This is a genomic window from Streptomyces sp. NBC_00019, assembly GCF_045041015.1.
Taxonomy (GTDB): Bacteria; Actinomycetota; Actinomycetes; order Streptomycetales; family Streptomycetaceae; genus Streptomyces.
The window spans coordinates 7,925,293-7,951,905 of the sequence record NZ_CP108302.1 but is presented as its reverse complement, the minus strand read 5'-3'; the positions used below and the strand labels follow the sequence as shown (position 1 = coordinate 7,951,905).

The following is a 26,613-nucleotide window of genomic DNA, read 5'->3' as shown; positions in this document are numbered from 1 at the left end:
CCGACGCCCCCAGGGGCGCGGGGCTGTGTCAATTTGCGGCTCCGCCGCGTGGGCGCGACCAGCCCCCACGCACCCGCAGCCGACACGTCACCCCACAGCCCTACGGCGAACAGTCACCAGCTCCACCCGCTCGATGTCCGCCCTCCCCCAGCCGTCCCCGGCCTCCGGCGGAACGTACACGTCGGCGCCCTCGAATCCGGGAAGCACCCGCAGGCGCAGCGGCCCCGCCGGGATCCGGTCCAGCCCGATGTCCCACACCCGCCCCGAGAAGAACTGGTCGGCGACAAGGGTGTCCCCCACGTAGGCGCGCCCCACGTCCCCGGCCCAATGGATACGCAGCAGCGTCCCCGGCGGCACCTCCTTCGGCAGGTCGACCCGGTACTCGGCGGCTGCCGTGTCGAAGTACTTGTCGGCCGGCGCACTGGCCCGCCCCTGCACCCCCATGGCGGGCTCGGGCGCGGGACCGGCGGGCCTGAGGAGCGTGACCGACGCTTCACCCGCGCCGGCACCGTCCGCCGGCAAGGTGTACCGGGTGAACACCCCGTCCGGCGCCCCCTCCCGGACGGGCGGCGCGGGGAACACGGCGTACGAGGGCCGCTCCACGGCGCTGTGCAGCCGTACCTCACCCCGGTCGAAGACCACACCGGCGTCGGCCAGCACCAGCCGCTCGGCACCCCACATCTCCCCCCGGTAGGCGGTCCGTGCCGTGGCCGCGTCCAGCACCAGCAGCCCGACGCGGCCGCCCGTCGCCGTCTCCACCTCGACCAGGGCGTCGGTACCGGGCCGCAGACCGGTGACCAGTACCCGGCCGCCGGTGTGCGTGACCTCCGCGGACGGTGTGCTCAGTGAGCCCACCGTGCCCTCGTCCAGAGCGAGTTCGGGCGCGATCCCCGCCACCGCGGCGAGCACCAGCACGGTACGACCGCCGTCCTGGACCGTGCACACCGGCTGCGCCGTCGCCCACTCCACCCGCAGCCCGGCCACGTCGAGCCGCAGCGGCCAGCAGAAGGTGGCCCCCGACGGGACGGTCACGGGAGCGCTCGGGAGGCTCACCGAGCCGCCCTCGGGGAACTCCACCGTGAAGGACGTTCCCGGATGATCCGGCAACGGTCCGTGGGGCTGGTGGTTGTTGACGAACAGGAATCCCGAACCGCCGTCACCGCGCACGGCCCAGCGCAATGTGTCCCGGTCGTCCTGCCCCCGCGGCCGTGCCGAGGGCAGCACCGACTCCATCGGCGCGATCAGATGCCCGAAGTCGGCCAACAGCAGGTGCTGGAGCCGGAGTTCGTCGTACGTGGCCCGGTACTGCCCGTATTCGCCGAGCGGTGCCTGGAAGTCGTACGTCAGGACGGGCAGGTCGTTCGGGTAGCCGGTGGCGTGGGACTCCTGGAGCGAGGTCAGTTCGCCCGCGGGATTCGTGCCGCCGTGGAACATGTAGTACCCCTGCCACGCCGAGCCGCACCCGATCTTGGTGAGCCCGAGCGCGGCGATGTCGGCGGCGTCCACGCGCGGGCGCCGATGATAGGAGACGGCCATGCCGCCGCCCAACTCGCAGGTGGCCCAGGGGAATCGGTCCGCACTGGCGTCCGGGGCGCTGCCGCGGACGTGCACCGGGCGCAGGTCGGAGCCGATGCCCTCGTCGTCGCGCTGGTGGGTGAAGAAGAAGTGCTTGCGGCAGGTGTCGGGCCAGCCGCCGTCGGCCTCGGTCCAGAAGGTCTCGGTGTAGCCGCCGTACAGCGGGAGCAGTTCGTCGGGCGGGAGCTGGACACCGCCCCAGGCGGTCGACGTCCACAGCGGGGCGCTCAGGCCGGCCTTCTGGGCCATGCGCTTGAGGGTGAGCAGGTGGCCGGGCTGGTCGTAGAGCTCGTTCTCGATCTGGACGGCGACGATCGGGCCGCCGTTCGCCCGGTCGAGACCCCGCAGCTGCTCGGCGACGGCCTCGAACCAAGCGCCCACCGCCTCCAGATAGACCGGGTCGTCGGTACGCGGCACGCAGTCGCGGGCCGACACCCAGTCCGGCAGGCCGCCGTTGCGGACCTCGGCGTGCACCCAGGGGCCGATACGGGGGATGAAGTCCAGGCCGTGGCGGGCGCAGAGTTCGGCGAAGCGGCGCAGGTCGCGGTCGCCGTCGAAGCGGACGCGGCCCTCGGTCTCCTCGTGGTGGATCCAGATGACGTAGCTGGCGACGACGGTGACACCGCCGGCCTTCATCTTGAGGAGTTCCTCCTCCCACTCCCCGGCCGGGTAGCGGGTGTAGTGGAACTCTCCGGAGACCGGGAACCAGGGACGCCCGCCGCGGGTGAGGTAGCGGCTGGTGACCTCGATGGGGTCGGGCACGCCCGGCGCGTCGGCGAAGGGGAGATGCCCGGTGAGCGGGGGCCCGGAGGGCGCGGGAACGCGCAGGCGGTGCGGCATCAGAAATTCTCCGGGCCGAGGTCGGGGGTGTCGGTGAGATGGGCGGTCGTGCCGGTGGTGGCGTGCAGTTCGAACAGGACCAGTTCGTTGGTGCCGGGGCGCAGGACCGGGGCGGGCACGTACAGGGTGTGCTGGGGGCCGCGGTTCCAGTAGCGGCCGAGGTGGAAGCCGTTGACCCAGGCCTGGCCCTTGGTCCAGCCGGGCAGGGCGAGGAAGGCGTCGGCCGGTTCCGCCACCTTGAAGGTGCCGCGGTGGAAGGCGGGTACGGCGTCCGTGGTGGCGTCCGACGGGGTGAAGGGCACGGCCGTGAGGTCGGTCAGGGGCAGTGGGTGGTTGTCCCAGGCGCGCAGGACGGTGCCGTTGAAGGAGACCGGACCGAGCAGGCCCTTGGGGGCGCCGATGCGGGGGCCGTAGTTGACGCCGCCCATGTTCTCCACGAGCACGTCCAGCGTGGCGCCGGGGCGGGGCACGAGGACGGGCAGGGCCTCGTCGTGGTGGCGGCGTTCGAGTACGCCGACGGGGGCGCCGTCCAGGAAGACCTGAGCGCGGTCGCCGACGCCGCCCGCGAAGTGCAGCAGGCCCTGGCCGGCCGTGGGGACGGTGGTCCGGTAGAGCGCGTATCCGGAGCTGAGGCCCAACTCGTCCATCATCGCGGGGTCTTCGGTGCGCAGCGGGTCGGCGAGGGTGCCGGCGTGCGGGAGCAGTGCGGCGCGATGGGTCAACTCGACGGTGTCCGAAGGGAGTTTGGGGCCCGGGGCCGGGACCGGTTCGTCGGGGACGGGTGCGTGGCGGGCGATGACCTCGCGGAAGGCGTGGTACTTGGGGCCGGGGTCGCCGGACTCGGTGAGCGGGGCGTCGTAGTCGTAGGAGGTGACGGTGGGTTCGTAGGCGTGCTTGTGGTTGGCGCCGTTGCTGAAACCGAAGTTGGTGCCGCCGTGGAACATGTAGATGTTGACGGAGGCGCCCGCCGAGAGCAGCCGGTCCAGGTCTGCGGCGGCGTCGGCCGCGTCCCGGGTGTGGTGCGGGCCGCCCCAGTGGTCGAACCAGCCGATCCAGAACTCCGCGCACATCAGCGGGTCCTCGGGCCGGTGCGCACGGTACTGGTCCAGTGCGGCGTCGACCCGGCCGCCGAAGGTGCCGGCGGCCAGGACCCCGGGGAGGCTGCCGGCGGCCAGGTGCTCGGGGTCGGCCTGGTCGCAGGTGAAGAGGAACTCCTCTACACCCCTGTTCCGGAAGGCCTGTTCGAGGTGTTTCAGATAGGCGCTGTCGTCGCCGTAGGCGCCGTACTCGTTCTCCACCTGGACGGCGATGACGGGACCGCCCGCCTCGGCCATGTGGGGCAGCAGCGGGGGCAGCAGCAGGTCGAGGTAGCGGTCGACGGCGCCGGTGAAGCGGGGGTCGGAGCTGCGCAGCCGGATGTCCGGGTCCGAGGTGAGCCAGCCGGGCAGACCGCCGCCGTCCCACTCGGCGCAGATGAACGGGCCGGGCCGGAGCAGGACGTGCAGCCCTTCGTCCTTGGCGAGGCTCAGATAGCGGGGCAGGTCGAGGAATCCGTCCAGGTCCAGCTCGCCCTCCGGATCGGGCTGGTGAAAGTTCCACGGCACATAGGTCTCGACGGTGTTGAGGCCCATCAGTCGGGCCTTGCGCAGCCGGTCGGCCCACTGGTCGGGGTGGACGCGGAAGTAGTGCATGGCGCCGGAGAGGATGCGGAACGGCTTGCCGTGGAGCTGGAAACCGTCGGACGTCGTCGTCAGTGCGGGCATGCGGGTGTTCCCCTTCAGTGCGAGCGGGATGGAGTACTGCGGATCAGCCAGAGGGTCGCGGCCAGGCAGAGCGCCGAAACCCCTCCGAGCAGCAGCGGTACGGCCTTGATGCCGGACCACTCGATGACCTTGCCGAGTGCCGGTCCGGCCACCACTCCGCCGGCCATCGAGGCCGCGATGACCAGGGCTCCGGCCCGGCGGGCCTGCGGGGCGGCCTTGTGGAGCCAGGGCAGTCCGGTGGGGAAGATCGGCGCGATGAACAGACCGACGCCGGCATAGGCGTAGGGCGCCAACTCGCTGATGGACGCGAGCAGGAGACAGACCGTCATTCCGGCGCACGAGACGGTGATGATCGTCTGCGCCGAGAAGCGCAGTGCGAGGGGCGCGACCAGGAACCGGCCCACGGTCATCATCAGCCAGTACACGGAGGTGGCGGTGGCGGCGACCCCGGCGCCGTAGCCGACGGTCTCCAGGTGGGTGGGCTCCCAGCCGCCGACGCCGGCCTCGATGCCGACGTGCAGGACGTACAGCGCGACGAACACGGCGAGTACCGAGCCGAGGCTGCGGCCGAGGACGCCACCGGAGTCGGGGACCGTGCCGGACGGCTGCGGTGCCTTGTCCCGTACGCCCTTCAGGCACCACAGCAGCGGCAGGTCGACCAGCGCGAAGGCGAGGAAGACGGCCGGGTAGTGCTCGGCGCCGACCGCGCCGATCACGGCCGGTCCGAGGATCGCGCCGATGCCGAAGTGGGCGTTGAGGATGTTCAGCATCGCCGTCGATCGATGCCCGAAGCCGACGGCGAACAGCTGGTTGAGCCCGTAGTCGATACCGCCGAAGCCGAGCCCGGCCAGCAGGGCGGCGGCGAGCGCGAGCGGCCAGTCGGGGGCGAGCGCGAAGCCCGCCGCGCCGACGGCCATCAGGAGATACGAGGCGCCGAGGATCCGCCGGTTGCCGATCCGCCCGAACCACCGGTCGAAGAGCAGCACCCCGGCCACCCCACCCACGAAGTGCGCGCTCAGGCCCAGCCCGGCGGCCGACGGGGACAGCCCGAACTCCTCACGGAAGGCGGGGATGGCGGGCCCGTAGAGAGCCTGGAGCGCACCGATCAGAACGAAGCCGACGCACGAGGCGACGACGGCGGCCGGGCTGAACACCGGGGCTTCGACTACACGGGTTTCTCGGAGCACGACAGGAAATGTTACCGGTAACATCCCGCCCGTCAAGATTGCCGACAGCGGCACCATTGAATGATTCAATCAGCATCAATAGACTCCGCCGGTGGATGAATTCACCTTGCGTTCGAGACTCTCCAGGAGATCGGCGGGGGTGGCCGCCGTGCTGCTGATGGCCGCCGGTCTCACCACCCCGTCCCTGTCACCGGCATCGGCCGCACCCCGGCAGCACACCCCCGAGGTCTGGCCGAAACCCCAGAGCATGCGGACCGGGCCCGACCGGTTCACGGTCCCCGACCGGGTCGTGGAGGTCGTCGGCCCGGACACGGACGCCTCGGCCCGCAGGGTCGTCGAGTCCGCCCTGCGCGAGGCCGGCGCCGACCGGATCGTGACGGTCGACAAGCCGCCCGCGTCGGCCGCCTTCACGGTCTACCTCGACGGCCCCGGCACCGCCGCCGCGCTGAAACGCCTGGGCGCCCGGTCTCCGGCCGGACTCCCTTCCGGCGGTTACACCCTGGCATCCGGGCGCCGGGACGGCCGTACCCTTCTCGCCCTCTCCGGATCCGACGCGACCGGCACCTTCTACGCCGCCCAGACCCTGCGCCAACTCCTGGGCGCCTCAGGCAAGTTGCCCGAGACAAAGATCCGCGACTGGCCCACCGCCGCGCTGCGCGGAGTCATCGAGGGCTTCTGCCTCTGATCTTCGCTGGTGCTCCGCCCTTCAGGGCGGGGGTGAAGGCCATCCTTGGGCCGGAGGTGCGAAGCGCAAGAGGGCTCTGCGCCTCCGTGGTGGCGGTCAGATGGGGCTGCTGGTTCTCGATGTACTGCTTGACAACGCTCAGGGGTGCCCCGCCGCACGATCCGGCGAAGTAGGAACCGGACCAGAAGTGTCCGCCCCACAGGTACCGGCGGACATGGCTGTCGTATTCCTGGCGGAGCCTGCGGGAGCTGACGCCCTTGAGGGAGTTGACCAGCTTGGAGAGCTGAACTTTGGGCGGGTAGTACACGAGCAGATGGACGTGGTCCTGTTCTCCGTCGAACTCCTTCAGCTCGGCCTCGAAGTCGTCGCAGACATCCCGCATGATCTCTTCGGTGCGGGTCAGCATGGCGTCGGTGAGCGCCTTCCGCCTGTATTTGGTTACGAAAACCAAGTGAACGTGCAGGTTGCAGACAACATGACGACCGGTTCTGACATCGGGATTAGGATCCCATCGCGGTGACATAAACCAATGCTAGGTTCTCGATTGTGAGTCAAGAGACCCTGGTCAAGCGGCAGTTCGGGCACCGCGCCCGGCTTGCGCTGTCGCCTGCCGGGGTGGTGAAGACCGATGACCAGGCGCACGCGGCCCGCACCCTGTGGAACCTTCTGCACGCCTGGTGGCAGATGATGCCGAAGCAAGAGCGGACTCTCGCGAACGCGGACGCCGCGATTCGCCAGGCCCGCGAGGACATCGGCTTTCTCGCCGTCCTGCCCGCGCAGGCGGCGCAAGCGGTACTCAAGACGTACTTCCGAGCGTGGAAGAACTGCTGGGACGGGCGTGCTGCGGCCCCGAACTTCAAGGGCCGGTTCCGCACGGTGATGTCCGTGGACATCCCGCAGGGCCGGGACCTGAACATCGTCCGCGTTCACCGCCGGTGGGGACAGGTCAACATCCCCAAGGTGGGCCGTGTCCGGTTCCGGTGGACCAAGGACCTTCCGGTAGGCAAGCGTGCAGGCGCGGACAACCGGATCACCGGAGCCCGACTGATCAAGGACGTGCTCGGCTGGCACATTGCCTTCCGTGTCCAAAGCCTGGAGCCCAGGCCCGATCCGCATCAAGGACCGGACGTCGGCATCGACGTGGGTGTCACCGTGCCCATCGCCCTCTCGGACGGCGAAACGTACGAACACGGCGAATGGCTGACCGAGAAGGAGCAGGCCAGGCTTCTGCACCTGGAGCAGAGCGCCGCGCGGCGTAAGCGCCACCGCAAGCCCGGCGAACGCACCAGTCGTCGGCTGCACCGCACCTACGACCAGATCGCAGGACTCCGCGCGAAAGCCAAGCGCAGGGCCCTGGACTGGCAGCATCAGACGACCACGGCCATCGCCCGCACCTACGGCACCGTCGTGGTCGAAGCACTCACCATCACGAACATGGTCAAGTCCGCCAAGGGAACGGTCGAAGAGCCGGGGAAGAACGTTGCCCGGAAATCCGGGCTGAACCGCTCCATCAGCCAGGAGGCATGGGGCCGCACCGTCACCATGCTGACGTACAAGAGCGCCCAGCTCGGCGGCAGCCTGGTCAAGGTCCCCGCCCCCGGCACGTCCCGGCGCTGCTCAGCGTGCGGTGTCACCACACCCGGGAGCCGGGAGTCCCAGGCCGTGTTCGTGTGCAAGAACCCGGACTGCGGATGGTCGGGCAACGCCGACCACAACGCAGCCCGGAATGTCTTGCATCTTTACCGGATGGGCCTCGCGCTCATCCCGGCTGCCGGGAGGGCAGTCGTCAGGCGCGCGAAGCGCGTCAAGCCCGCTGCCGCAAGGTAAGCAGGAATCTCCCGGCTTCAACCGGGAGAGCACTTCAATCCCCCAAGGACGACCCCCCTATGTGCGCGCCCAATGGCGGGACGAGTACCCACCCACGGAACTGGCCCGGCTCAAGGAACTGGTCGACCGCGCTACCGCCAACCACGTCCGCTTCGCCTCCGGGATTTCCTTCGTTTTGCCACCATGGATCAATTCCCCTGGATGACAACCATCCAGCGTCCAGGTGTCGGAATCTCGGGGGTCACTCCAGGGACCGACACCCCCAACTTCCCCTGCAGTCACGGTCTTCACGCTACGAGGGGAGGGCACCCTCACGAGCTTCGCCACCGCCATACGTTCGTTGTCGAGGAGGCGCCGTTCTCCCATATCAGCTAGAGGTTGTGTCGGAACTCGGCGGCCGCCTGACCCTCATCCTCCCGTCGAAGGAATACCGGCAGAACGTCCGGCTCATCGAAGCAGCTGCTGAGGTTGTGGTTCTGGACCACGAGACGGCGAACAGGTCGGCGTACACAGACGCCAACAGCATGCTGCTGAAGCGCGCTGACCGCCTCGTTGCCGTGTGGAACGGTGCGCAGCCGAGCGGGAGCGGCGGCACCGCGGACACAGTCCTCGAAGCCCGCGAAGCCGGAGTCCCCGTGGACGTCGTGTGGCCGGACGGAGCAACCAGGGATTGAGGACACCTCCGCCGATCCAAAGGTCGGGGGCGAGGCGAGGTGCGCGAAGGCCCCCGCCGCCTCAACTCGCCGTACGCCGGATCCGCCCCTCGTAGCGTCGCTCCAGCTCCAAGTTCCCCTCGAAGCCCCCCGGCACATTGGCCGACACATACACCGGCGGCCGCTCTCCGGCGGCAAGCAGCACAGCCGACGCCTCCGCCACCGCCATCTGCACCAGCATCACCCCGGTAAGCGTCGACAACGCACACACCGCACCCCCGCCCGGCAACTCCAGCAGCGCGTCCCCGCGCGGGGCCGCGTTGTCGAGGACCACGTCGGCGAGGTCGACAAGCTTCTTGCCGCTGGAGTGGCCGGCCGGGACGGCATGGGTGTGGGAGAGGGAGGTGAGGGCCAGCAGCTTGTGGCCCTGCTGCTTGGCCTGGAGGGCCATCTCGACGATGACGTTGTTCACGCCGGAGTTGGAGATGATCACGAAGAGGTCCTGGGGGCGGGGGGCCGCGAGGCCGTACAGCCGCGCTGCCACGCCCGGCTGCCGCTCCAGGAGCGGATCGTCGAGGACGGACGGGGCGTCACCGCCGTACAGGACGAGGTCGGCGATGCTCAGTCGGTTGGTGGGCACCAACCCGCCCGCCCGGCCCGCGACTTCGAGGACCATGGCCTGGGAGTGGCCGGTACCGAAGGCCTGGATGACGCCGTCGGCGCGTACGCAGTCGGCGATCAGTTCCGCGGCGCGGGCCACGTCGGCGCGGGCGGACTCGGTGATCTGCTCAAGGACGGCCAGGCTCTGCTGCGCGAAGCCCTGGGCGCTGACGGACTCGACGGACACGCGGCACTCACTCCCTACTGATGGATTGAACCACCCTATACATCTCCATCGGTGAATCAATAAACCATAGGATGGCCACTGCATTCAATCGCCCTGCACATCGGTCCCAACCCCACCCGTGCCTCACCCGCGAATCCGGTCCTGGTATTCACTGAGTGGCATGAACGGTGGCTGATACCTTCTTCTCATGCCTCCGACGGACGTCACGACACTGATCCGCACCGAGCTGCCCCGGCTGGCCGGCTCACTGCGCAAGGTCGGCGAGCTGATCCTGGAGGATCCGGCCGCCGTCACCCACTGCTCGGCCGCCGAGCTGGGCCGCCGCACCGGCACCTCGCAGGCCACCGTGACCCGCTTCTGCCGGGCCATCGGCCTGGACTCCTATCAGCATCTGCTGATCGAGCTGGCCAAGGAGCACGGCCGCGGCGAGGTCTCCGACTGGGGTACCGCCGAGATCGGCCCGGACATCTCCCCGGACGACAGCCTGGAGCGGGTCGTGCAGGTCGTGGGCAACGCCGACCTGCGGGCCGTCCAGCAGACCATCGACCGGATCGACCTCGACGCGATCGAGCGCGCCGCCCAGGCCATGGCCCGGGCCCGCCGTATCGACCTCTACGGCACCGGCGGCAGCGGGGCGGTGGCGCTGGAGACCGAGACGCGGCTGTTCCGTATCGGCTGCTCGGTGCGCGGCTGGACCGAGGTGCACGGCGCGGTCACGTCCGCGGCCCTGCTCACCCCGGCGGACGTCGCCGTGGGCATCTCGCACTCGGGGGCCACCCGGGAGACCATCGAGCCGTTCGAGCTGGCCAAGGAGCGCGGCGCGACCACCGTGGCGATCACCTCCGACCCGCGCTCACCGCTCGCCAAGGCCGCCGACATCCGGCTCGTCTCGTCCGCCTCGGAGACCAACTTCCTCACCGGCATCGGCGGCCGGCACTCCGTCCTGGTGCTGCTCGACTGCCTCTACGTCCGGGTAGCGCAGCTCTCCTACCAGCGCGCGAGCGCCTCCCTGGCGCTGACCGACCACATCGTGCCGCAGCACTCGGCGAAGGGCCGGCGCACCCGCTGACCGCAGTGATATTGCATAGATGATTCACCGAGAACACGCGTAGATGGTTGTTTGAACCATCCCTGCGGTGCCAGGATGGTGCTCCGCCGAGCATCCTCGTAGGAGACCCATGCGCGTCACCTCTGTCGAGTCGACCGAGCTTTTCGTCGGAACCGTCGAGCAGCCGTACCAGGTGGTGGTCGCCGAGATCAGCCACGTCCCCGGCCGTACGGTCCGTCTCACGGCCGAGGGCCCGGGCGGTCTCCGCAGTGTCGGAGAGACGCTGGTCACCACCGCCGACGACGGCACCGCACGCGCCGAGATACCCGTGAACGGCGAGGGCGACGAGATCACGGTCGTCGCCGTCGACGGTGAGCACAGCGACCGGCACACCGCCCCGTTCACGGCCGCCGAGCCCGGCTGGACCATGTTCATGGTCAGCCACTTCCACTACGACCCCGTCTGGTGGAACACCCAGGCCGCCTACACCGAGACCTGGGACGTCGCCGACGACCCGGCCTCCTCCGGCCTGCCGGCCCGCACCTTCGACTCGCGCGGCCAGTCCGGGATGAGCCTGGTGCGCGCCCACTGCGACCTCGCGCGACGCGACCCGGCCTACACCTTCGTGCTCGCGGAAGTCGACTATCTCAAGCCGTACTGGGACGCCTTCCCGGAGGAGCGCGCCTTCCTGCGCCAGCTGATCCGCACCGGCCGCGTCGAGATCATGGGCGGTACGTACAACGAGCCCAACACCAACCTCACCGGCGCCGAGGCCACCGTACGGAACGCGCTGTACGGCGACGGATACCAGCGCGGGATCATGGGGGCGTCACCCGAGACCGCCTGGCAGCTGGACGCGTTCGGGCACGATCCGCAGTTCCCCGGGCTGATGGCGGACGCCGGGGTCACCTCCAGCTCCTGGGCGCGCGGGCCGTTCCACCAGTGGGGGCCGACGCTCTCGGTGTTCGGCGAGGAGCCCCGGGATCCCCAACGGATGCAGTTCCCGGCCGAGTTCGACTGGATCGCCCCCTCGGGGCGCGGCATCCTCACCGCGTACATGGTCAACCATTACGGCGCGGGCTGGGCGATCGACAACGCGCCGACCCTGCCGGAGGCCGAACAGGCCGCGTTCAAGCTGTTCAGGGGCCTGAAGAAGGTCGCGCTCACGCGTAACGTCCTGCTGCCCGTCGGCGGGGACTACGCGCCGCCGTGCCGCTGGGTGATGGGCATCCACCGTGACTGGAACGCCCGTTACGTCTGGCCGCGGTTCATCAGCGCGACACCCCGGGACTTCTTCGCCGCCGTCCGGGCGGAGTTGGCGGCGGAGGGCCGCAAGGCCTCCCCGCAGACCCGGGACATGAACCCGGTGTACACCGGCAAGGACGTCTCCTACATCGACACCAAGCAGGCCCAGCGGTACGGCGAGAGCCTCCTCGCCGACGCGGAGGCCTGGGCGACACTCGCCTCCCTCACCGCCGGGCATCCCTACCCGGACGCGGCGCTCGACAAGGCGTGGCGGCAGCTCGTCTACGGCGCCCATCACGACGCCATCACCGGGTCGGAGTCGGACCAGGTCTACATCGATCTCCTCACCGGCTGGCGGGAGTTGTACGACCTCGCCGAGACCGTCCACGCCGACGCGACGCAGGCCCTCGCGGACCGGGTCGTCCCGCTGCCGGGCGACGGCGCCGACCTGGTGGTCTTCAACTCCGCGACCTGGACGCGCAAGGACGTGCTGAGCCTCCGGGACGAGGGCCTCCTGCCGGTCGACGAGAGCACCGGGCTCCCCCTGCCCGCCGTGCGCGAGGAGGACGGCCGGCTGAGCGTCGTCGTACCGGACGTGCCCGGACTGGGCCTCAAGGCCGTCCCGCTCGCCGAGGGCACCGTCTCCGCTTGGGCGCCGGCCGAAGGGGCCACGATCCGCAACGAGTTCTACGAGCTGACCGTCGACCCTGCGCGCGGCGGCGGCGTCAGCAGCCTGCGAGCCCTTCAGGAAGGGGCCCGGGAATTGCTGCGCACCGGCGACATCGGCAACGAACTCGTCGTGCAGGAGGAGTACTCGAGACACCCACGCTTCGGCGAGGGGCCCTGGCACCTCACGCCGACCGGCACAACTGCCGCTCGCAGCAGGGACGTCAGGGCCGACATCGATGTCGAGCACTCCCCCGCCGGACAGCGCATCACGGTCCGCGCCGACCTCGGTCTCTTCACCTACACACAGCGGCTGACCCTCTGGAAGGGCGTCGACCGTCTCGACGTCTCCACGACCGTCGACGGGTACGACGGTGCCGACCGGCTCATCCGGGTGCGCTGGCCGTCCGACGTGCGCGGCGGGCTGCCGGTGCACGAGGTGGCGGACGCGGTGATCGGGCGCGGGTTCGGGTTCGTGGACGTGGACAGCGAGCAGTTCCCGTGGACGCTGGACAACCCGGCCAACACCTGGTTCGGGCTGGGGTCTACCGCGCGGGTCGCCGTGCACGACGGCTCCGGCGAGCTCCTCGGGCACCGCTCGATCGGGGTCGCCGAACTGATCTACCCCGACTGGGACGTGGCCGGTGAGCTGGGCGCCGAGCTCGCCGCCGCCCTCGTCCGCGCCGGGGTCACCGCGACCTCGACCATCGCGGGCGGGCCCCGTTACGGCGACCTGGAGGTCGACTCCAACCTCCCCGACATCCGGATCGCCGTCGGCGGCCCCGACCGCAACTCCGTGGTCGCCGAGGCCCTCGGCTGGGACCCGGCCGCCGGGCGCGAACTCCGGCGGCAGCTCGCCGAGGGGGACGTGGCGGCCGTGTGGGTCGCACCGCGCGCCTCGCTGCGGGAGGAGTGGGTGCCGGGAGCCGATCTGCGGGACCTGGAGCGGCTGCCGCTGCTCGTCGTGGCGGGCGGTGAGGACGACTCCAAGGCGGTCGACGCCCTCATCACCGACCTGGACGACTTCACCGTCACGGCCACCGCCGCGGGCAGCGGCGAGGCGCTGCCGCCCGGCGACGCCTGGGACGGCCGGAGCTTCTCGGTCCTGAACCGGGGCACGCCCGGCTGTGTGGTCACCTCGTCCGGCGACCTCCACATGTCCCTCATGCGTTCCTGCACCGGCTGGCCCTCCGGCATCTGGGTCGACCCACCGCGCCGCACGGCCCCCGACGGGTCCGCCTTCCAGCTCCAGCGCTGGTCGCACACCTTCGAGTACGCCGTCGTCGCGGGCGAGGGCGACTGGCGGGAGGGTCAACTGCCCAAACGCGGGCACGAGTTCAACCGCCCCCTCACCGCCCGGCTCCGGACCGAGCCCAAGGACGCGTTCCTGCCCCGGAACAGCTCACTGCTCCAACTGGAGCCCGCGGGCGAGGTGTTGCTGGACGCCCTCAAGCCGGCCGGCTCCCCGCTCGCCCGGGGCGGCACGGCACAGCCGGACCCGGGCGGCGGCGTCGTCGTCCGTATGCACGAGGTGAACGGCCGCCCGGTGCGGGCGCGTCTGTCGCGGCCTCACGGATGGACGGAGGGCGCCCGGGCAAACGTACTGGAGGCGCCCGGAGAGCCCCTCACACCGGGTACGGACGGGATGCTGGAGCTCGACCTGGCCGGCTTCGAGGTGGCGACCGTCCTCGCCACGCCCGCAGGCGCCCTGGAGACACCGCAGGACCCCGGAGTCGCCGCCGCCGAACCCGCCCAGCCCGTCCACACCCGCTACTGGCTCCACAACTCCGGCCCCGCCCCACGCGGCAACATGCCCGTCGCCGTGTACGTCTCCCCCACCACGCTCACCGTCTCCGGCCCCGTCACGGCGACCGTCCGGATCGGCTCGGAGCTGACCGACGCGCCGGTGTCGGGCACGGTGACCTTCGAGGTGCCTCCCGGCTGGTCCACCGAGCCCACCGAACTGCCGTACACGCTCGGCCCCGGCGGCTTCAGCCTCACCGAGGTCACGGTGACACCGCCACCCGAACCCGAACCCGGCCGGCACTGGCTGGCCGCGCGGCTGTCGTACGGCGGGCAGACGTACGAGGACGAGGTGGCGCTGGACGTGCCGGACGGGCACACAGGACCAACGCTCGTGTCACGTCTGGGAGTTGACAGGGTCGTCGTACGACGGGACGAACACGCCCGCGTCCCCGTGACCCTGCGCAACACCACCCGGGGCCCCGTCAGCGGCACCCTCTGGGCGGTGTCCTCCTGGGGCACATGGCCCGGCGTCGGACCGGGCGTCCAGGGCTTCACCGTGGCCGGCGGAGCGGAGGCCGAGTGCGTGATCGAGGTGGACGGCTCGGCGGTGCCACCGGGTTCCTACTGGCTGATGGCAAAGGTGGGCTGGCACGGCTGCGTGGCGTACACGGAGGCCGTGGAACTGGAGGTGAAGCCGTGACGGAGGAATACGCGGCACAGGTACGCGGCAGACCGGTCCCCAAGGACCGCGTGGACGCCCTTTTGGAGACCGTCCCGGCCCGCGACCGAGAGACCCGGCCAGATGCCCTGGCTCGGGCCGAGCGGCAACGAAGGCGGTGGGCAACACAAGTCGTGGTGATAGACGAACTCGCCCAAAGGGCCTGCGCGCAGCGCAGCCCTAGGGGCGCGGGGCTGTATCCATCAGCGGCTCCGCCGCGGGGCGCGACCAGCCACGACGGCGCCGCACCCGAAATACGACCCAACACGACCCTCCCCGCGGAGCGCGACGTCGCCGACCTGGGCAGCATCGTCGCAGTAGCCCTCGCCCACTCCCCAGCCGCCCGCACCCTCCTCGAACAACTGGAACGCGACCAACAGATCCCCGAGGAGGCGGCGTACGACTACTACGACCGCAACCGCGACCGCTTCCTCACCCCCGCGGAGCTGACCCGCGGCGCCGACCCCTTCCACGAGTCGTCGGACCTCCTCCCATACGCCCAGGTCCGCGAGGGCATCCTCCTCGAACTGCGCCGCGCGGCAGGCCGTCGCGCCTTCTTCGACTGGCTGGACCGAGCACGGGCCGACGTCGTGTACGCACCGGGGTACGAGCACCCCGGCGACCCCTCGCACCCGGACCACGAGCACCGGCACTGATCGGGTCGCTGACCCCGCACGGAACCACCACGGAACCGAAAAGCAACACGGCTAGGCATTGACCTCCGATGAATTCTGGTCCACCTTTTCATCAATCGGAGTCGAAGTTGGTTCATTGAACCAGCCACATCCCTGACTCGCCCGGTCGCAGGAGGGCCCATCACATGCGTGCAAAGAGACTGACCCGCACCTTGACCTGTCTCGCCGTTCTGTCCCTGACCGCCGCCGGCTGCGGCCTGTCGGGCGGCGGTTCGGACGACGGGGACGCCACGGCCGGCGGCTGCAAGGTCGACAAGGGCAACGTCGGGTCGGGCAAGCTGACCGGGGACGTCAACGGCACGATCACCTTCCAGACGACGAATCTGAAGAAGGACTTCGGGGACTTCTTCAACGGAGTGATCGCCGACTTCGAGAAGGCCCACCCCGGCGCCAAGGTCAAGTGGATCGACGACCCCGGCGACAACACCTTCACCAGCCGCACGGTCGCCGACGCCCAGGCCTGCACGCTGGCCGACGTCATCAACGTCAACGCGCCGACGGCCACGGCCCTCACCAAGGCCGGCTACCTGCTCGACGTCGGCACCAAGGACCCCGACGCGTCCAAGCCCTTCGTCCCGTCGTTCTGGAAGTCCAGCACCTTCAACAACGCCGAGGGCAAGGCGATCCACACCACGCTGCCCTGGTACACCGGCGGTGTCCTCCTGACGTACAACAAGGATCTGCTGGAGAAGGCGGACATCGACCCGGCGAAGCCGCCGACGAGCATCCTCGGGCTCTTCGCCGACTACGAGAAGATCGCCAAGGCCTCCGACGGCAAGTACTTCGCGACGATGGCCAACCCCATCTGGCGCATCCCCGCCGACTTCGACCAGATGGGCATCAAGGTCCTCTCCACCGACGGCAAGTCCGCCGTCTTCGCCGACGACCCGCGCACCACCCAGTGGGTCGCGTGGATGGCGAAGCTGTACAAGGCGGGCGCGATGCCGAAGGACTCGCTGTCCTCCAGCAACGACCCGTCCACGCTCTACAGCCAGGGCAAGGTGGCCTACGGTTCGACCAACCCGAGCTTCGTGCGGTTCGTGAAGCAGAACAGCCCGTCGGTCTACGACAAGACGGCCGTCGGCCAGCAGCCCTACGACGCGCTCGGCCGCGCCTCCGCCGGCGCCCCGCAGTACATCTCGGTCGCCGCGACCAGCAAGCACGCGCCCACGGCGCTGTCGTTCGCGGAGTTCCTCACCAACGCCGAGAACCAGACGGCCTGGTGCAAGGACCCGGCCGTGGTGATCTTCCCGACGACCACGGAGTCGCTGAGCGACCCGTTCTTCCAGAACGCCACCGGCAGCGACCCGTTCTCCCAGGCCCGCAAGCTCGTCGCCGACCAGCTCAAGACGGCTGACACCAACCAGACCAACCTCTCCCCGGCCGTGCAGAATGCGATCGTCTCCCAGGTGCAGCTGGCCATGCAGGGCAAGAAGAGCGCGGCGGACGCGGTGAAGGACGCCCAGGAGAAGGCCGACGAGCTGCTGAAGCAGGCGGGCTGACCGTGACGGCTCAGATCACGAAGCCGGTGTCCGTGTCCGGCGCGGAGCGCACCCCCTCCGCGCCGGGCGCGAAGCCCTCCCGACTCCGGGCCCTGCTGCCGGGCCCGGCAGCCGGTGCCAACGGGGCGGCGATGTACCGCCGTTGGTGGCTGCCCTGGCTGTGGACGGCCCCCGCGATCGTCTGCGCGGTGGTGTTCGGCGTGTTCCCGTTCCTCAACACGCTCCTGCTGTCGTTCACCGACGCCAAGCCACTGGGCGGCGCCGCGAGTTTCGTCGGGCTCGACAACTACACGCGGATGCTGGACGACTCGGACTTCTGGCTGGCGACGCGCAACAGCATCCTGTACGCCGTGATCGTCGTCCCGCTGATGGTCCTGCTGCCGCTGATGCTGGCGGTCCTGGTGGAGAAGAACCTCCCCGGCATCGGCTTCTTCCGCTCGGCCTTCTACACACCGGTGCTGGCCTCCAGCGTGGTCGTCGGTCTGAGCTGGCAGTGGCTGCTCGCCGACGACGGACTGGTCAACACCTGGCTCGAGAAAGCCCACTTGATCAGGTCGGCGATCCCCTTCCTGTCCGACCCGTGGCTGATCCTGCTGTCCGCGATGGGCCTGACGCTGTGGAAGGGCCTCGGCTGGTACATGGTCTTCTACCTGGCCGCGCTCGGGAACGTACCGAAGGAACTGCACGAGGCGGCGGCCATGGACGGCGCCGGCGCGGTCCGCCGTTTCTGGCACATCACCATGCCCGGTGTACGGCAGGCCATGATGCTCGTCGGCACGCTCACCGGCATCGGCTCGCTCAGGGTGTTCACCGAGATCTACATGCTCGGCAGCTCCACCGGCGGCCCCGGCGGCGCCGACCGCACCCTGCCGTTCTACATCCGGGACGTCGGCCTGGACCCCATCACCGGCAACGCCGGTTACGGCTCCGCCGTCAGCGTGGCCCTGTTCCTGCTGACGCTGGGGCTGACCCTGCTGGCGCAGCGCCTGACGAAGGAGGACGAGTCGTGACGACCGCTGTTCCGGCCAGGCGCCGGCGCCTGCTGCCACGCTGGCGGGACTACGGCCGTCCGCGCGAACTGGTCGTCCGCTACCTGCTGTTGTTCCTCGTGCTCGGCCTCACCGTGGGCCCGTTGGTCTGGCAGCTGCTGGCCTCCCTGAAGAGCACGAGCGAGGACGTCTTCGGCGCCGACGCCACCCTCCTGCCGCACGACCCGACCCTGCGCGCCTACCGCACGGTCTTCGACCAGGTCCCGGTGGCCACGTACATCAAGAACAGCCTGATCGTGGTCGTCCTGTCGGTCACCAGCCAGCTGGTCTTCTCCACGACGGCCGGCTACATGCTCTCCAAGCCGGGCTGGAAGGGCCGCAAGGCGGTCTGGGTGGTGCTGATCGCCTCCATGATGTTCCCCTTCGAGTCGATCATGGTGTCGCTGTTCCTGAGCATCCGCGACCTGGGCCTGGTCGACAGCCTGGCGGGCGTCTGGCTGCCCGGCTTCGTCGGCGCCATCAACGTGCTGCTGATGCGCGCCGCGTTCCTGGCGGTGCCGCGCGAGATCGAGGACTCGGCGATGCTCGACGGCGCGAACGAGTGGCAGCGCTTCCGGCATTTGTATCTGCCGTCCGCGTGGGGCGCGATCCTGGTGGTGGTCATCAACACCTTCATCAGCGCCTGGGACGACTTCCTCTGGCCGCTGATCGTGCTGCGCTCGGAGAGCAACATGACGCTGACGCTGGGGCTTTCGCGTCTGCAGAGCTCGTCGTTCGGCTACGACCAGCGGATGGTCATGGCCGGGTCCGTCATCTCGGTGATCCCGGTGCTGGTGCTGTTCGTGATCACCCAGCGGTGGTTCTACAAGGGCGTCTCGTCCGGGGCCGTCAAGCTCTGACGCCTCTCACGTCCAGCACGATCGGCACGGCACGCAAAGCCGCCCGGGCCGACTCCGCGACACGGATCTCGGCGGAGTCGGTCCGGGCTTCCCCCATCGACAGCGGGAGAACGACCGTACGGCGCTCGCCCGGCTCCAGGCCGACCCCCTGGAACGCGCACAGTTCAAGGGTGCGCGGCCAGGTGGACGTGATCAGGCGCCTGAGATAGACCTGCACGACCGAACGCCCGTACCGCTTCCCCGTGTTGGTGACGTCGACCGTCACGGTCCCGTCGGTGATCCGGGGCGTGCCGTACTCGAAGCTCGTGTACGACAGTCCGTGCCCGAAGGAGTGGTGCGGCTCCGCGCTCTCGTCTACGTAGCCGCCGTACTCGGTGTCCTTGTGGTTGTAGTAGACGGGGAGTTGGGCGGCGGAGCGCGGGACGGAGACGGGGAGCCTGCCGGTGGGTTCCGAGAGTCCGAGCAGCACCTCGGCGATCGCCTCGCCGCCCCATGGGCCCGGGTACCAGGCCGTGAGCAGCGCACCCGCCGTGTCGGGGACGACATGCGGGCGGCCCTGGATCAGAACGACCGCCGTGGGCGTGCCCGTTGCGACGACCGCGTCCAGAAGCCGGTACTGGGCGGGGCCCAGCCGCAGGTCGGCCAGGTCGACGCCCTCGCCGCAGGTCATCTCCGAAACCGCCCTCAGCGCAGCCCCGTTGGCGTCGAACTCGGTGTCTGTGGTGCGTGCGCTGCTGCCGCCCAGCACCAGCACGGCCACGTCGGAGGCGGCGGCCGCGGCGACGGCCTCGGGGATGCCGGAGAGGTCGTCGCCGGTGAGGGCGCAGCCGCGGGCGTGCCGGACGTCCACGCCGGGCGGGGCGAGCCGGCGGAGTCCGTCGAGGACGCTGCTGCCGGTGCCGGGGCGCTGGGGGGCGGTGTAGTCGCCCGACTGGTGTGCGGTGGTGGCGGATTGGGGTCCGATCACGGCGATACGGGAGACGGTGGCCGGGATCGGCAGCAGCCCCTTGTTGTCGAGGAGTGTGACGGCGGCCCGGGCGAGCTCCTTGCTGATCTCCCTGCCTCCGGTCGGCGGAGGGGGTGTGGTGCGCTGTCCGTCGAACAGTCCCAGCCGGAACTTGAGCCGCAGGACGCGGGCGACGGCGACGTCGAGCACCGACTCCTCGACCAGCCCCCGCTCGACGGCCTCCTCCAGATGCGTGAAGCCCTCGTCCCAGAGGCTCAGATCGACACCGGAGTTGAGGGCGAGGGCGCCCGCGGAGACCTTGTCTCCGGTGATGCGGGCCAGCCGGTCCACGGCGAGGCCGTCCGCCATGACGAGGCCGTCGAACTCCCAGCTCTCCCGGAGGAGTTCGGTCAGCAGGGCGCGATTCCCCGAGCACGGCATGCCGTCGACCTCGTTGTACGCGGCCATGACCGCGGCCGCTCCGGCCCGGACGCCGGCACGGGCGGCGGGGAGGTGGATCTCGTGCAGTTCCCGCAGGCCGAGTTCGGACTCCGCGGAGTTGCGGCCGCCGACGGTGGCGCCCTGTCCGGCGAAGTGCTTGAGGACGACGGGGGCCTTGTCGGCGGCGAAGTACTCGTGCGTGTCGCCCTGCATGCCCCGCACGAGAGCCTCGGTGAGCCGTGCCGCGAGGTGGGGGTCCTCGCCGAAGCACTCCTCGGTGCGGCCCCAGCGGGGGTCGCGGGCGATGTCGAGGGCCGAGACGAGGGCGACATGGCCGCCCCTGGCGCGGAGTTCGGCGGCGGCGTGGGCGGCGGCCCGCTCGTACAGCTCGGGACCCCAGGTGGCGCCGACGGCCAGGTTGACGGGGAGGACGGTGCCGTCGAGGGCCATGAGGCCGTGCGGCACCTCCTCGACGAACAGAGCGGGGATACCGAGCCGGCTCCGCTCGACGACATGCCGCTGCACCAGCTCGGCGAGGGCCGCGGCGTCCTCGGCGCCGGGCCCGTTCCCATGGTCCACACCGGACCAGGCGTCGGCACGCTGGAGCCCGTAGAGCGCACCGAGTCCGGCGAAGCGCTCGGTCTCGGCGTACAGGGCGTCGGTGAGTTCGTAACTCCCGTCGGGGGTACGGCGATAGGCGTCCCAGCCGTACATGCGCTGGTTGAGCTGGCCGACCTTCTCGGGGAGGGTCATGCGGGCGAGGAGGTCATGGACGCGGGCGTCGAGGGGGGCTGTGGGGTCGCGGTAGAGGGGCTCACTCATCGGCCGCCTCCACCGTGCGCGGGGCGGGCGAGGGGGCCCGGGGGCTGAGGCCGGTTCAACGTCCACCCCCACCTTGCGCGGAGCGGGCGAAGCATCGCGAGGCGAGAAGGCCCGTCATCGTCCACCGCCCCCGTATGCGAGCCGGGCCAGGGCCACGGCGCCCCGGCAGCCGTCGGCCACCCAGTCGAGGGTCAGGCCGAGGGCGTGCAGGCGGATGGTCAGGGGTTCGGTGAGGGGGCCCTCCGGGCCGAGCAGACCGCCGGTGGCGACGAGCGGTTCGCCCGCGCCGGGCGCCAATGCCCGTACGGTATCCGCCAGTTGGTCGGCGGCCTCGTCGAGGATGCGCACCGCCACGGCGTCCTTCTCCCGGGCCGCCTCGACGACCAGCGGGGCCAGGCGGGCCAGCCGGATCGGGGGGTCGTTCATGACGGCGGGGAGCAGGTGCGCTCGGTAGGCCTCGCGATGGGCGAGGGGCCAGTCCGGTACGGCGGGGCCGCCACCGTCGTACGAGACCACCCCGCCGCCCGCCGAGAGGCCGCCCCCGCCACGCGACGCCCCAGTGCCACCCGCCCCCTCAGGGTCACCGAGCCCGTCCGGGATCACGCCACCGTCCGGCACCGCGCCACCGCCGGGCAGCGCCCCGTCACTCGGCGCCCCACTCCCACCCAGCGCCACGCCACCACCCGGCAGCACCCCGTCCGGCACCCCGAAAGCCCTCCCCACCAGCACAGCCAGCCCCGTCCCCGGCCCCCGCCCGTCCGCCATCCGCAGCGCCGCCCGCACCGCGCTCCGCCCGATCCAGAACCCGCTGCCGTCGTCACCCAGCAGCCAGCCGTCGCCGTCCACCGTGGTCGTGGCCCGGCGCCCGGCGATACGCATGGCGACGGCACCCGTGCCGGCGACCAGGGCGAGGCCGTCGGCCGGGGTGCCGGGTGCGGAGGCGAAGGCGGCCTCGATGTCGCTGCAGAGGGCGACCGGCCCGGGCGGGATGCGCAGCCGTCGCAGGGCCCCGGTGAGCGCGGACCGGGCGTGGACATACCCGGGGTCGTCCGTCGACGTGCCCGTCGCGCCCGCGAATCCGCCGGCCACGGCGACGACCCGGCCCCGCGCCGGCTCCGGCACCGCCGCGGCGATCGCCTCGGTCAGATGGTCGGTGAGCTGCGGTTCCGGGACCGTCAGGGCGTTGCCCGGACCTCCCGAGCCCTCGCCCAGCAGCCGGCCGTCCACGGCGGACGCGCACATCGCCCGGGTGCGGGTGCCGCCCGCGTCGAGACCGACGACGAGGTCGTGCCGCGCGTCGCCCGAGTCTGCCAAGTTCTGGTTCAAATCATTGCCCATCACTGACTATGGTGGTTGATACATTCGCGCAGAACAAGAGCCGACGTGCACCGAACCCGAGGAGGATCCCATCCGTACGCTCCGCTTCGGCGTCAACTACACGCCCCGCCGCGGCTGGTTCCACGCCTGGCAGGACTTCGACCCGGCGCACGCCCGCGAGGACCTGGAGCAGATAGCCGGCCTGGGGCTCGACCACGTCCGTGTCTTCCACCTCTGGCCACTGCTCCAGCCCAACCGGACCCTCGTCCGCACCGCCGCCGTCGACCAGCTGGTGCGGCTCGTCGACCTGGCGGGCGAGGCCGGCCTGGACGTCCTGGTCGACGGCGTTCAGGGCCATCTGTCGAGCTTCGACTTCTACCCGGAGTGGACCCGCAGCTGGCACCACCGCAACGTCTTCACCGACCCGGACGCCATCGAGGCCCAGGCGGACCTGCTCCGCACCCTCGGCCGTGCCCTGGCCGGCCGCCCCCACCTGCTCGGCCTCCAGCTCGGCAACGAGCTCAACAACCTGGTCGAGCACAACCCGGTGACCCCCGCCGAGGTGGACCACTACCTCGACACCCTCCTGGCCGCCGCCCGTGACGGACTCGGCGAGCAGGGCATGGTCACCCACTCCGCGTACGACGCCGCCTGGTACGGCGACGACCACCCCTTCACCCCCGAGGCCTCCGCCCGCAAGGGCGATCTGACCACGGTCCACCCCTGGGTGTTCTCCGGCGACTGCGCCCGCCGCTACGGACCCCGCTCCCCGCAGGTACGCCATCTCGCCGAGTACGGAACCGAGTTGGCGAAGGCCTACGCCGAGGATCCGGCCCGCCCGGTGTGGGTCCAGGAGACGGGCGCCCCCGAACCGCACATCCCGGCCGCCGACGCCCCGGAGTTCGCCCGCGCGACGGTCCGCAACTCCGCCGACTGCGAGGGGCTGTGGGGCGTGACCTGGTGGTGCTCCCACGACGTGGACCGCTCCCTCGCCGACTTCCCCGAACTCGAGTACACCCTGGGCCTGTTCGACTCGGCCGGCCGCCCCAAGCCCATCGCCGAGGCGCTGGCGGAGGCGATCACCGAGCCGCACGCGCCCCGACCCCGCGGCACCGCCCTGGTGTTGGACTGCACGCCGGGCACCCGGTCCGTGTCGGGCCCGGGCGGGGAGTACTTCGAGGAGTGGATGCGGTTGCGCACGGAAGGGGTGCGCCCGGCGGTCGTCCTGGCCGAACGGGCCGAGGACGAGGGGTACTTGGCCGCTCGCGGGATCAAGGAAGTCGTACGACTTTCCTGATCAGGTTCCGAGATCAGGTTCTGAGGAAGTCGTACGACCGTCCTGATCAGCTTCCGGTGAGCACCTCCGCCACCGCCCGCAGGTTCACCCGTCCCCGCCCGTAGGAGCACAGCGCACCGCCCTCCGGCAGCCCGGTGTCCACCCGTATCGCGTCGGGCCGCCGGGCCAGGAGGGTGTCGCGCAGCCGGGCCTGCCAGGGGTGGAGCCCGGCGTCGCAGGTGGCGACGACGAGGGGCCGTTCGCGGGCCAGTATCCCGTCGGCCAGGGCGGCAGGATCCTCCGGTTCACCGGCGACCGCCGTGCCCACGGCCGTGGGGTCGAGGGCACGGACCTCGGTGAGCAGGTCCTCGCCGCCCCAGTTGAGAGCGGAGTGCGGGTGCGGGAACAGGTCGACGACATGAGCGCCGCGCACCGCGGACGGCGCTCCCTGGCCGCGCACGGCCCGGCGTGCGGCCTCCAGCCCGGCATCGTTGTCCCACGCGGCGACCCTCTCGGTCGGCGTCGCGTACCGCTCGGCGAGCCGCCGCACCCGTTCCGCCGCCTCCCACACCCGCTCCAACGGCAGCACTCCGGAGCCCAGCGCGTCGAGGACCTCGTCCCGGCAGGCGAGCGTGACCTCCAGGTCCGGTACGGCGACGATGACCTGGTCGGCTCCGGCCGCGAGGGCGATACGCGCCCCGGCCGCCTCCCCGTACTCGTCGGCGATCGCCTTCATCTCCAGGGCGTCGCTGACCAGGACGCCGTCGAAGCCGAGGTCGTGCCGGAGCAGGTCGCCGAGGATGCGGCGGCTGAGGGTGGCGGGCCGGTTGGCGTCCAGCGCCGGGAAGACGACGTGCGCGCTCATCAGCATCGGCACCCCCGCGGCGACGGCGGCACGGAACGGTTCCAGGTCGGCGCGGAGTGCGTCGTACGGCCGTGGGTCGACCGCGATGCCGTGGTGACTGTCGGTGTCGGTACCGCCGTGGCCCGGGAAGTGCTTGGCGCAGGAGGCGATGGAGCGGGCCTCGGTGGCGGTGATCCAGGCCCGCAGATGCCGGGCGGCCACCTCGGGGTCGGCGCCGAAGGAGCGGGTGCGCACGATCGGGTTGCTCGGCAGGTGCTGGAGGTCGGCGACGGGGGCGTACGAGACGCTGATGCCGAGGGTGGCCAGATGCCCGGCGAGTGCGTCGGCGCAGCGTGCGGTGAGGTTGGGGTCGTCGGCGACGCCGAGGGCGTAGGAGCCGGGCACCTCGGGCGCGCCCGCGCCCACCAGGTGTCCGATGCCGCCGCCCTCGTTGTCGATGGCCACCAGCAGATCCGGCCGGATCGCCCGCAGCGCGTCGGTGAGCTCGCGGACCTGCTCCGCGTCCCGCACGTTGCGGGTGAACAGGATGACCCCGCCCAGCCCCCGGTCGACCAGCCGTTTCAGGGTGTCGGGGAACGTGGTCGTGCCGTCGAACCCGGCGACGAGGCAGCGGTGCGCCGCCTCGTCCAGGTCGGACGGGAGGACGGGGCCGGAGGCCGGGAGCGCTGAAGGGGTCACATCCGGATTCTTCTGGCTGATTCAGCCGGAAGTCAACATCGTGATGGATAGTTTGATTCACCACACATCGCGCGGCCCGCGGGCGGGGCCGTCCGCCGGGTCCGGGCGGGGCCGCCCGCCCGGACCCGCCTCAGCCGGCGATCTGCTCCTTCTCCGGCGCCGACCGCGTCGGTGCCGTGCGGCCGGCCTCGCGCATCCGGCCGTAGGCGTAGACGCAGCCGGCCAGGGCGAGGTCGGACAGGAGCATGAAACCGATGGAGTAGGAGTCCTTGGCGCTGTACACCGCGCCCATGACCAGCGGGGGGACGAATCCACCGAGGCCGCCGACCGCACCGACGATGCCGGTCACGCTGCCGACCTGCGGCTGCGGGGTGACCCGGGCGACCAGGGCGAACACCGCGCCGCTGGTGGCGCCGAGGGCGGCCGCCATCACCAGGAGACAGATCGTGGCGCCCGGCATCAGGGCCGGGTCGAAGGCCTGGACGACACCGAGGACCGCCACCGCGCCCAGCGCCCAGGCGGTGACCACGGCCGGGTGGATCCGGTCCGACAGCCACCCGCCGATCGGCCGGAACACCACCGCGACCAGGGCGAATCCGGCGGCCCTGGTGCCCGCGTCGGTGGCGTCGAGCTCGTACCAGGTCTTCAGATACGTGGGCAGATAGACGCCGAACGCGACGATGCCCCCGAACCCGATCGCGTACAGGGCGGACAGCTCCCAGGTCACCCGCAGCCGGCCGGCCTGGCCGAGGCGCGTGGTGAGCGGGGTGGACGGGACGGGCCGGTCGGGGCGGTCGTTGATGAGGAAGTAGGCGAGCACGGCGTAGACGGCGAGGGCGATCGCCAGGACGACGAAGGGCAGGTTCTCGCTGTGGCGGTACATGCGGGGCGTGAAGTAGCCGGACAGGGCGACACCGCCCATTCCCATGCCGAAGACGCCGAGCGCCGCGCCCCGCCGCTTGGGCGGGAACCAGGAGTTGACGAGCGGGACGCCGATGGCGAACGTCGTGCCGCCGAGGCCGAGCACGAAGCCGACGGCGATCAGGGCCAGGTAGGAGTCATGGGCCGGGACGAGCAGCAGCACCGGCACGATCGTCAGGGCGCTGACCAGGGGGAACATCACCCGCGCCCCGTAGCGGTCGGTGAGCGCGCCCACCGGCACCCGTCCGAGGGAACCGACCAGCACGGGGATGGCGACCAGTTCGGACTGCGCGAAGGACGACATGTGCAGTTCGTCGTCGAAGTCCGCGGCCAGCGGGGCGATCAGGTTCCACGCCCAGAAGGTGAGCGTGAACCCGACGGTGGCCACCACGAGGTTGCGCCAGGCGGCGGCGGTAGGACGGTCGCCGCCGGACGTCGCCACGTCGGTCATACGTGCTCCCA

At 71.0% G+C, this 26,613-nt stretch carries 17 protein-coding genes and 3 pseudogenes; 11 read left to right on the top strand and 9 right to left on the bottom strand.

What is annotated here, in order from left to right; all coding sequences use genetic code 11:
- Positions 1–87: 87 nt before the first annotated feature.
- The 3 genes from OHU89_RS37270 to OHU89_RS37260 are packed head-to-tail and all read right to left on the bottom strand — an operon-like array spanning position 88 to position 5,389.
- Positions 88–2,415 carry a beta-galactosidase gene (locus OHU89_RS37270; RefSeq protein WP_405649345.1) on the bottom strand — a complete coding sequence of 776 codons (2,328 nt, stop codon included), beginning with the start codon at positions 2,413–2,415 and terminating at the stop codon, positions 88–90.
- The gene (locus OHU89_RS37265; RefSeq protein WP_405649344.1) at positions 2,415–4,178 is read right to left on the bottom strand and encodes a glycoside hydrolase family 35 protein; all 1,764 of its coding nucleotides are present in this window, start codon (positions 4,176–4,178) and stop codon (positions 2,415–2,417) included. The genes OHU89_RS37270 and OHU89_RS37265 overlap by 1 nt, the downstream gene beginning before the upstream one ends.
- Positions 4,179–4,192: 14 nt before the next feature.
- Complete coding sequence (locus OHU89_RS37260; protein ID WP_405649343.1) at positions 4,193–5,389, bottom strand: MFS transporter; 1,197 nt, start codon at positions 5,387–5,389, stop codon at positions 4,193–4,195.
- A 67-nt stretch (positions 5,390–5,456) separates the two neighbouring features.
- On the opposite strand from OHU89_RS37260, the gene OHU89_RS37255 reads away from it, so the two are divergent.
- Positions 5,457–6,050, top strand: a complete 594-nt coding sequence (locus tag OHU89_RS37255; RefSeq protein ID WP_405649342.1) for a glycoside hydrolase family 20 zincin-like fold domain-containing protein — start codon at positions 5,457–5,459, stop codon at positions 6,048–6,050.
- Between the two features lie 106 nt (positions 6,051–6,156).
- Here the strand turns inward: OHU89_RS37255 and tnpA are convergent.
- Positions 6,157–6,573: pseudogene (tnpA, locus tag OHU89_RS37250) on the bottom strand (IS200/IS605 family transposase); the annotation flags it as partial.
- Between the two features lie 23 nt (positions 6,574–6,596).
- On the opposite strand from tnpA, the gene OHU89_RS37245 reads away from it, so the two are divergent.
- From OHU89_RS37245 to OHU89_RS37235, 3 genes and pseudogenes are all read left to right on the top strand, one after another.
- On the top strand, positions 6,597–7,877 hold the full coding sequence (locus OHU89_RS37245) for an RNA-guided endonuclease InsQ/TnpB family protein (protein ID WP_405649341.1): 1,281 nt from the start codon (positions 6,597–6,599) through the stop codon (positions 7,875–7,877).
- The gene (locus tag OHU89_RS37240; protein WP_405649340.1) at positions 7,777–8,082 is read left to right on the top strand and encodes a beta-N-acetylglucosaminidase domain-containing protein; all 306 of its coding nucleotides are present in this window, start codon (positions 7,777–7,779) and stop codon (positions 8,080–8,082) included. Before OHU89_RS37245 ends, OHU89_RS37240 begins: the two co-directional genes overlap by 101 nt.
- A 169-nt stretch (positions 8,083–8,251) precedes the next feature.
- Positions 8,252–8,551, top strand: a pseudogene (locus OHU89_RS37235) (hypothetical protein); the annotation flags it as partial.
- 61 nt (positions 8,552–8,612) lie between these two features.
- On the opposite strand, the gene OHU89_RS37230 reads toward OHU89_RS37235, so the two are convergent.
- Positions 8,613–9,377, bottom strand: a complete 765-nt coding sequence (locus tag OHU89_RS37230; protein WP_405649339.1) for a sugar isomerase domain-containing protein — start codon at positions 9,375–9,377, stop codon at positions 8,613–8,615.
- Positions 9,378–9,564: 187 nt separating this feature from the next.
- On the opposite strand from OHU89_RS37230, the gene OHU89_RS37225 reads away from it, so the two are divergent.
- From OHU89_RS37225 to OHU89_RS37200, 6 genes are all read left to right on the top strand, one after another.
- Complete coding sequence (locus tag OHU89_RS37225; protein ID WP_266886790.1) at positions 9,565–10,446, top strand: MurR/RpiR family transcriptional regulator; 882 nt, start codon at positions 9,565–9,567, stop codon at positions 10,444–10,446.
- Positions 10,447–10,555: 109 nt separating this feature from the next.
- Positions 10,556–14,782 carry an NEW3 domain-containing protein gene (locus tag OHU89_RS37220; RefSeq protein ID WP_405649338.1) on the top strand — a complete coding sequence of 1,409 codons (4,227 nt, stop codon included), beginning with the start codon at positions 10,556–10,558 and terminating at the stop codon, positions 14,780–14,782.
- Positions 14,779–15,456 carry a peptidyl-prolyl cis-trans isomerase gene (locus tag OHU89_RS37215; RefSeq protein ID WP_405649337.1) on the top strand — a complete coding sequence of 226 codons (678 nt, stop codon included), beginning with the start codon at positions 14,779–14,781 and terminating at the stop codon, positions 15,454–15,456. Before OHU89_RS37220 ends, OHU89_RS37215 begins: the two co-directional genes overlap by 4 nt.
- Before the next feature lie 164 nt (positions 15,457–15,620).
- On the top strand, positions 15,621–16,997 hold the full coding sequence (locus tag OHU89_RS37210) for an extracellular solute-binding protein (RefSeq protein WP_405649336.1): 1,377 nt from the start codon (positions 15,621–15,623) through the stop codon (positions 16,995–16,997).
- A gap of 2 nt (positions 16,998–16,999) precedes the next feature.
- On the top strand, positions 17,000–18,007 hold the full coding sequence (locus OHU89_RS37205; protein ID WP_405649335.1) for a carbohydrate ABC transporter permease: 1,008 nt from the start codon (positions 17,000–17,002) through the stop codon (positions 18,005–18,007).
- Complete coding sequence (locus tag OHU89_RS37200; protein ID WP_405649334.1) at positions 18,004–18,885, top strand: carbohydrate ABC transporter permease; 882 nt, start codon at positions 18,004–18,006, stop codon at positions 18,883–18,885. Before OHU89_RS37205 ends, OHU89_RS37200 begins: the two co-directional genes overlap by 4 nt.
- Here the strand turns inward: OHU89_RS37200 and OHU89_RS37195 are convergent.
- On the bottom strand, positions 18,875–21,094 hold the full coding sequence (locus OHU89_RS37195) for a glycoside hydrolase family 3 N-terminal domain-containing protein (protein WP_405649332.1): 2,220 nt from the start codon (positions 21,092–21,094) through the stop codon (positions 18,875–18,877). The genes OHU89_RS37200 and OHU89_RS37195 overlap by 11 nt on opposite strands.
- A 114-nt stretch (positions 21,095–21,208) precedes the next feature.
- A complete protein-coding gene (locus OHU89_RS37190; protein ID WP_405649331.1) occupies positions 21,209–22,432 on the bottom strand; it encodes an N-acetylglucosamine kinase in 1,224 nt (407 codons plus the stop codon).
- Between the two features lie 8 nt (positions 22,433–22,440).
- Between OHU89_RS37190 and OHU89_RS37185 the strand changes: the two are divergent.
- A pseudogene (locus OHU89_RS37185) lies at positions 22,441–23,708 on the top strand (glycosyl hydrolase).
- A 46-nt stretch (positions 23,709–23,754) separates the two neighbouring features.
- Here the strand turns inward: OHU89_RS37185 and OHU89_RS37180 are convergent.
- Together OHU89_RS37180 and OHU89_RS37175 are read right to left on the bottom strand one after the other, a co-directional pair.
- A complete protein-coding gene (locus tag OHU89_RS37180) occupies positions 23,755–25,230 on the bottom strand; it encodes a glycoside hydrolase family 3 N-terminal domain-containing protein (protein ID WP_405649330.1) in 1,476 nt (491 codons plus the stop codon).
- Positions 25,231–25,360: 130 nt separating this feature from the next.
- Entirely contained in the window at positions 25,361–26,602 is a 1,242-nt protein-coding gene (locus OHU89_RS37175) for a nitrate/nitrite transporter (RefSeq protein ID WP_405649329.1), read from the bottom strand.
- Between the last annotated feature and the right edge of the window lie 11 nt (positions 26,603–26,613).

What these genes read in the sequence shown, in the direction of transcription:
- OHU89_RS37265 (WP_405649344.1), bottom strand. Translation starts at nt 4,178, where the DNA reads ATGCCCGCACTGACGACGACGTCCGACGGTTTCCAGCTCCACGGCAAG.
- OHU89_RS37195 (WP_405649332.1), bottom strand. Translation starts at nt 21,094, where the DNA reads ATGAGTGAGCCCCTCTACCGCGACCCCACAGCCCCCCTCGACGCCCGC.
- OHU89_RS37175 (WP_405649329.1), bottom strand. Translation starts at nt 26,602, where the DNA reads ATGACCGACGTGGCGACGTCCGGCGGCGACCGTCCTACCGCCGCCGCC.
- OHU89_RS37260 (WP_405649343.1), bottom strand. Translation starts at nt 5,389, where the DNA reads ATGTTACCGGTAACATTTCCTGTCGTGCTCCGAGAAACCCGTGTAGTC.
- OHU89_RS37190 (WP_405649331.1), bottom strand. Translation starts at nt 22,432, where the DNA reads ATGGGCAATGATTTGAACCAGAACTTGGCAGACTCGGGCGACGCGCGG.
- OHU89_RS37225 (WP_266886790.1), top strand. Translation starts at nt 9,565, where the DNA reads ATGCCTCCGACGGACGTCACGACACTGATCCGCACCGAGCTGCCCCGG.
- OHU89_RS37270 (WP_405649345.1), bottom strand. Translation starts at nt 2,415, where the DNA reads ATGCCGCACCGCCTGCGCGTTCCCGCGCCCTCCGGGCCCCCGCTCACC.
- OHU89_RS37220 (WP_405649338.1), top strand. Translation starts at nt 10,556, where the DNA reads ATGCGCGTCACCTCTGTCGAGTCGACCGAGCTTTTCGTCGGAACCGTC.
- OHU89_RS37240 (WP_405649340.1), top strand. Translation starts at nt 7,777, where the DNA reads ATGTCTTGCATCTTTACCGGATGGGCCTCGCGCTCATCCCGGCTGCCG.
- OHU89_RS37210 (WP_405649336.1), top strand. Translation starts at nt 15,621, where the DNA reads ATGCGTGCAAAGAGACTGACCCGCACCTTGACCTGTCTCGCCGTTCTG.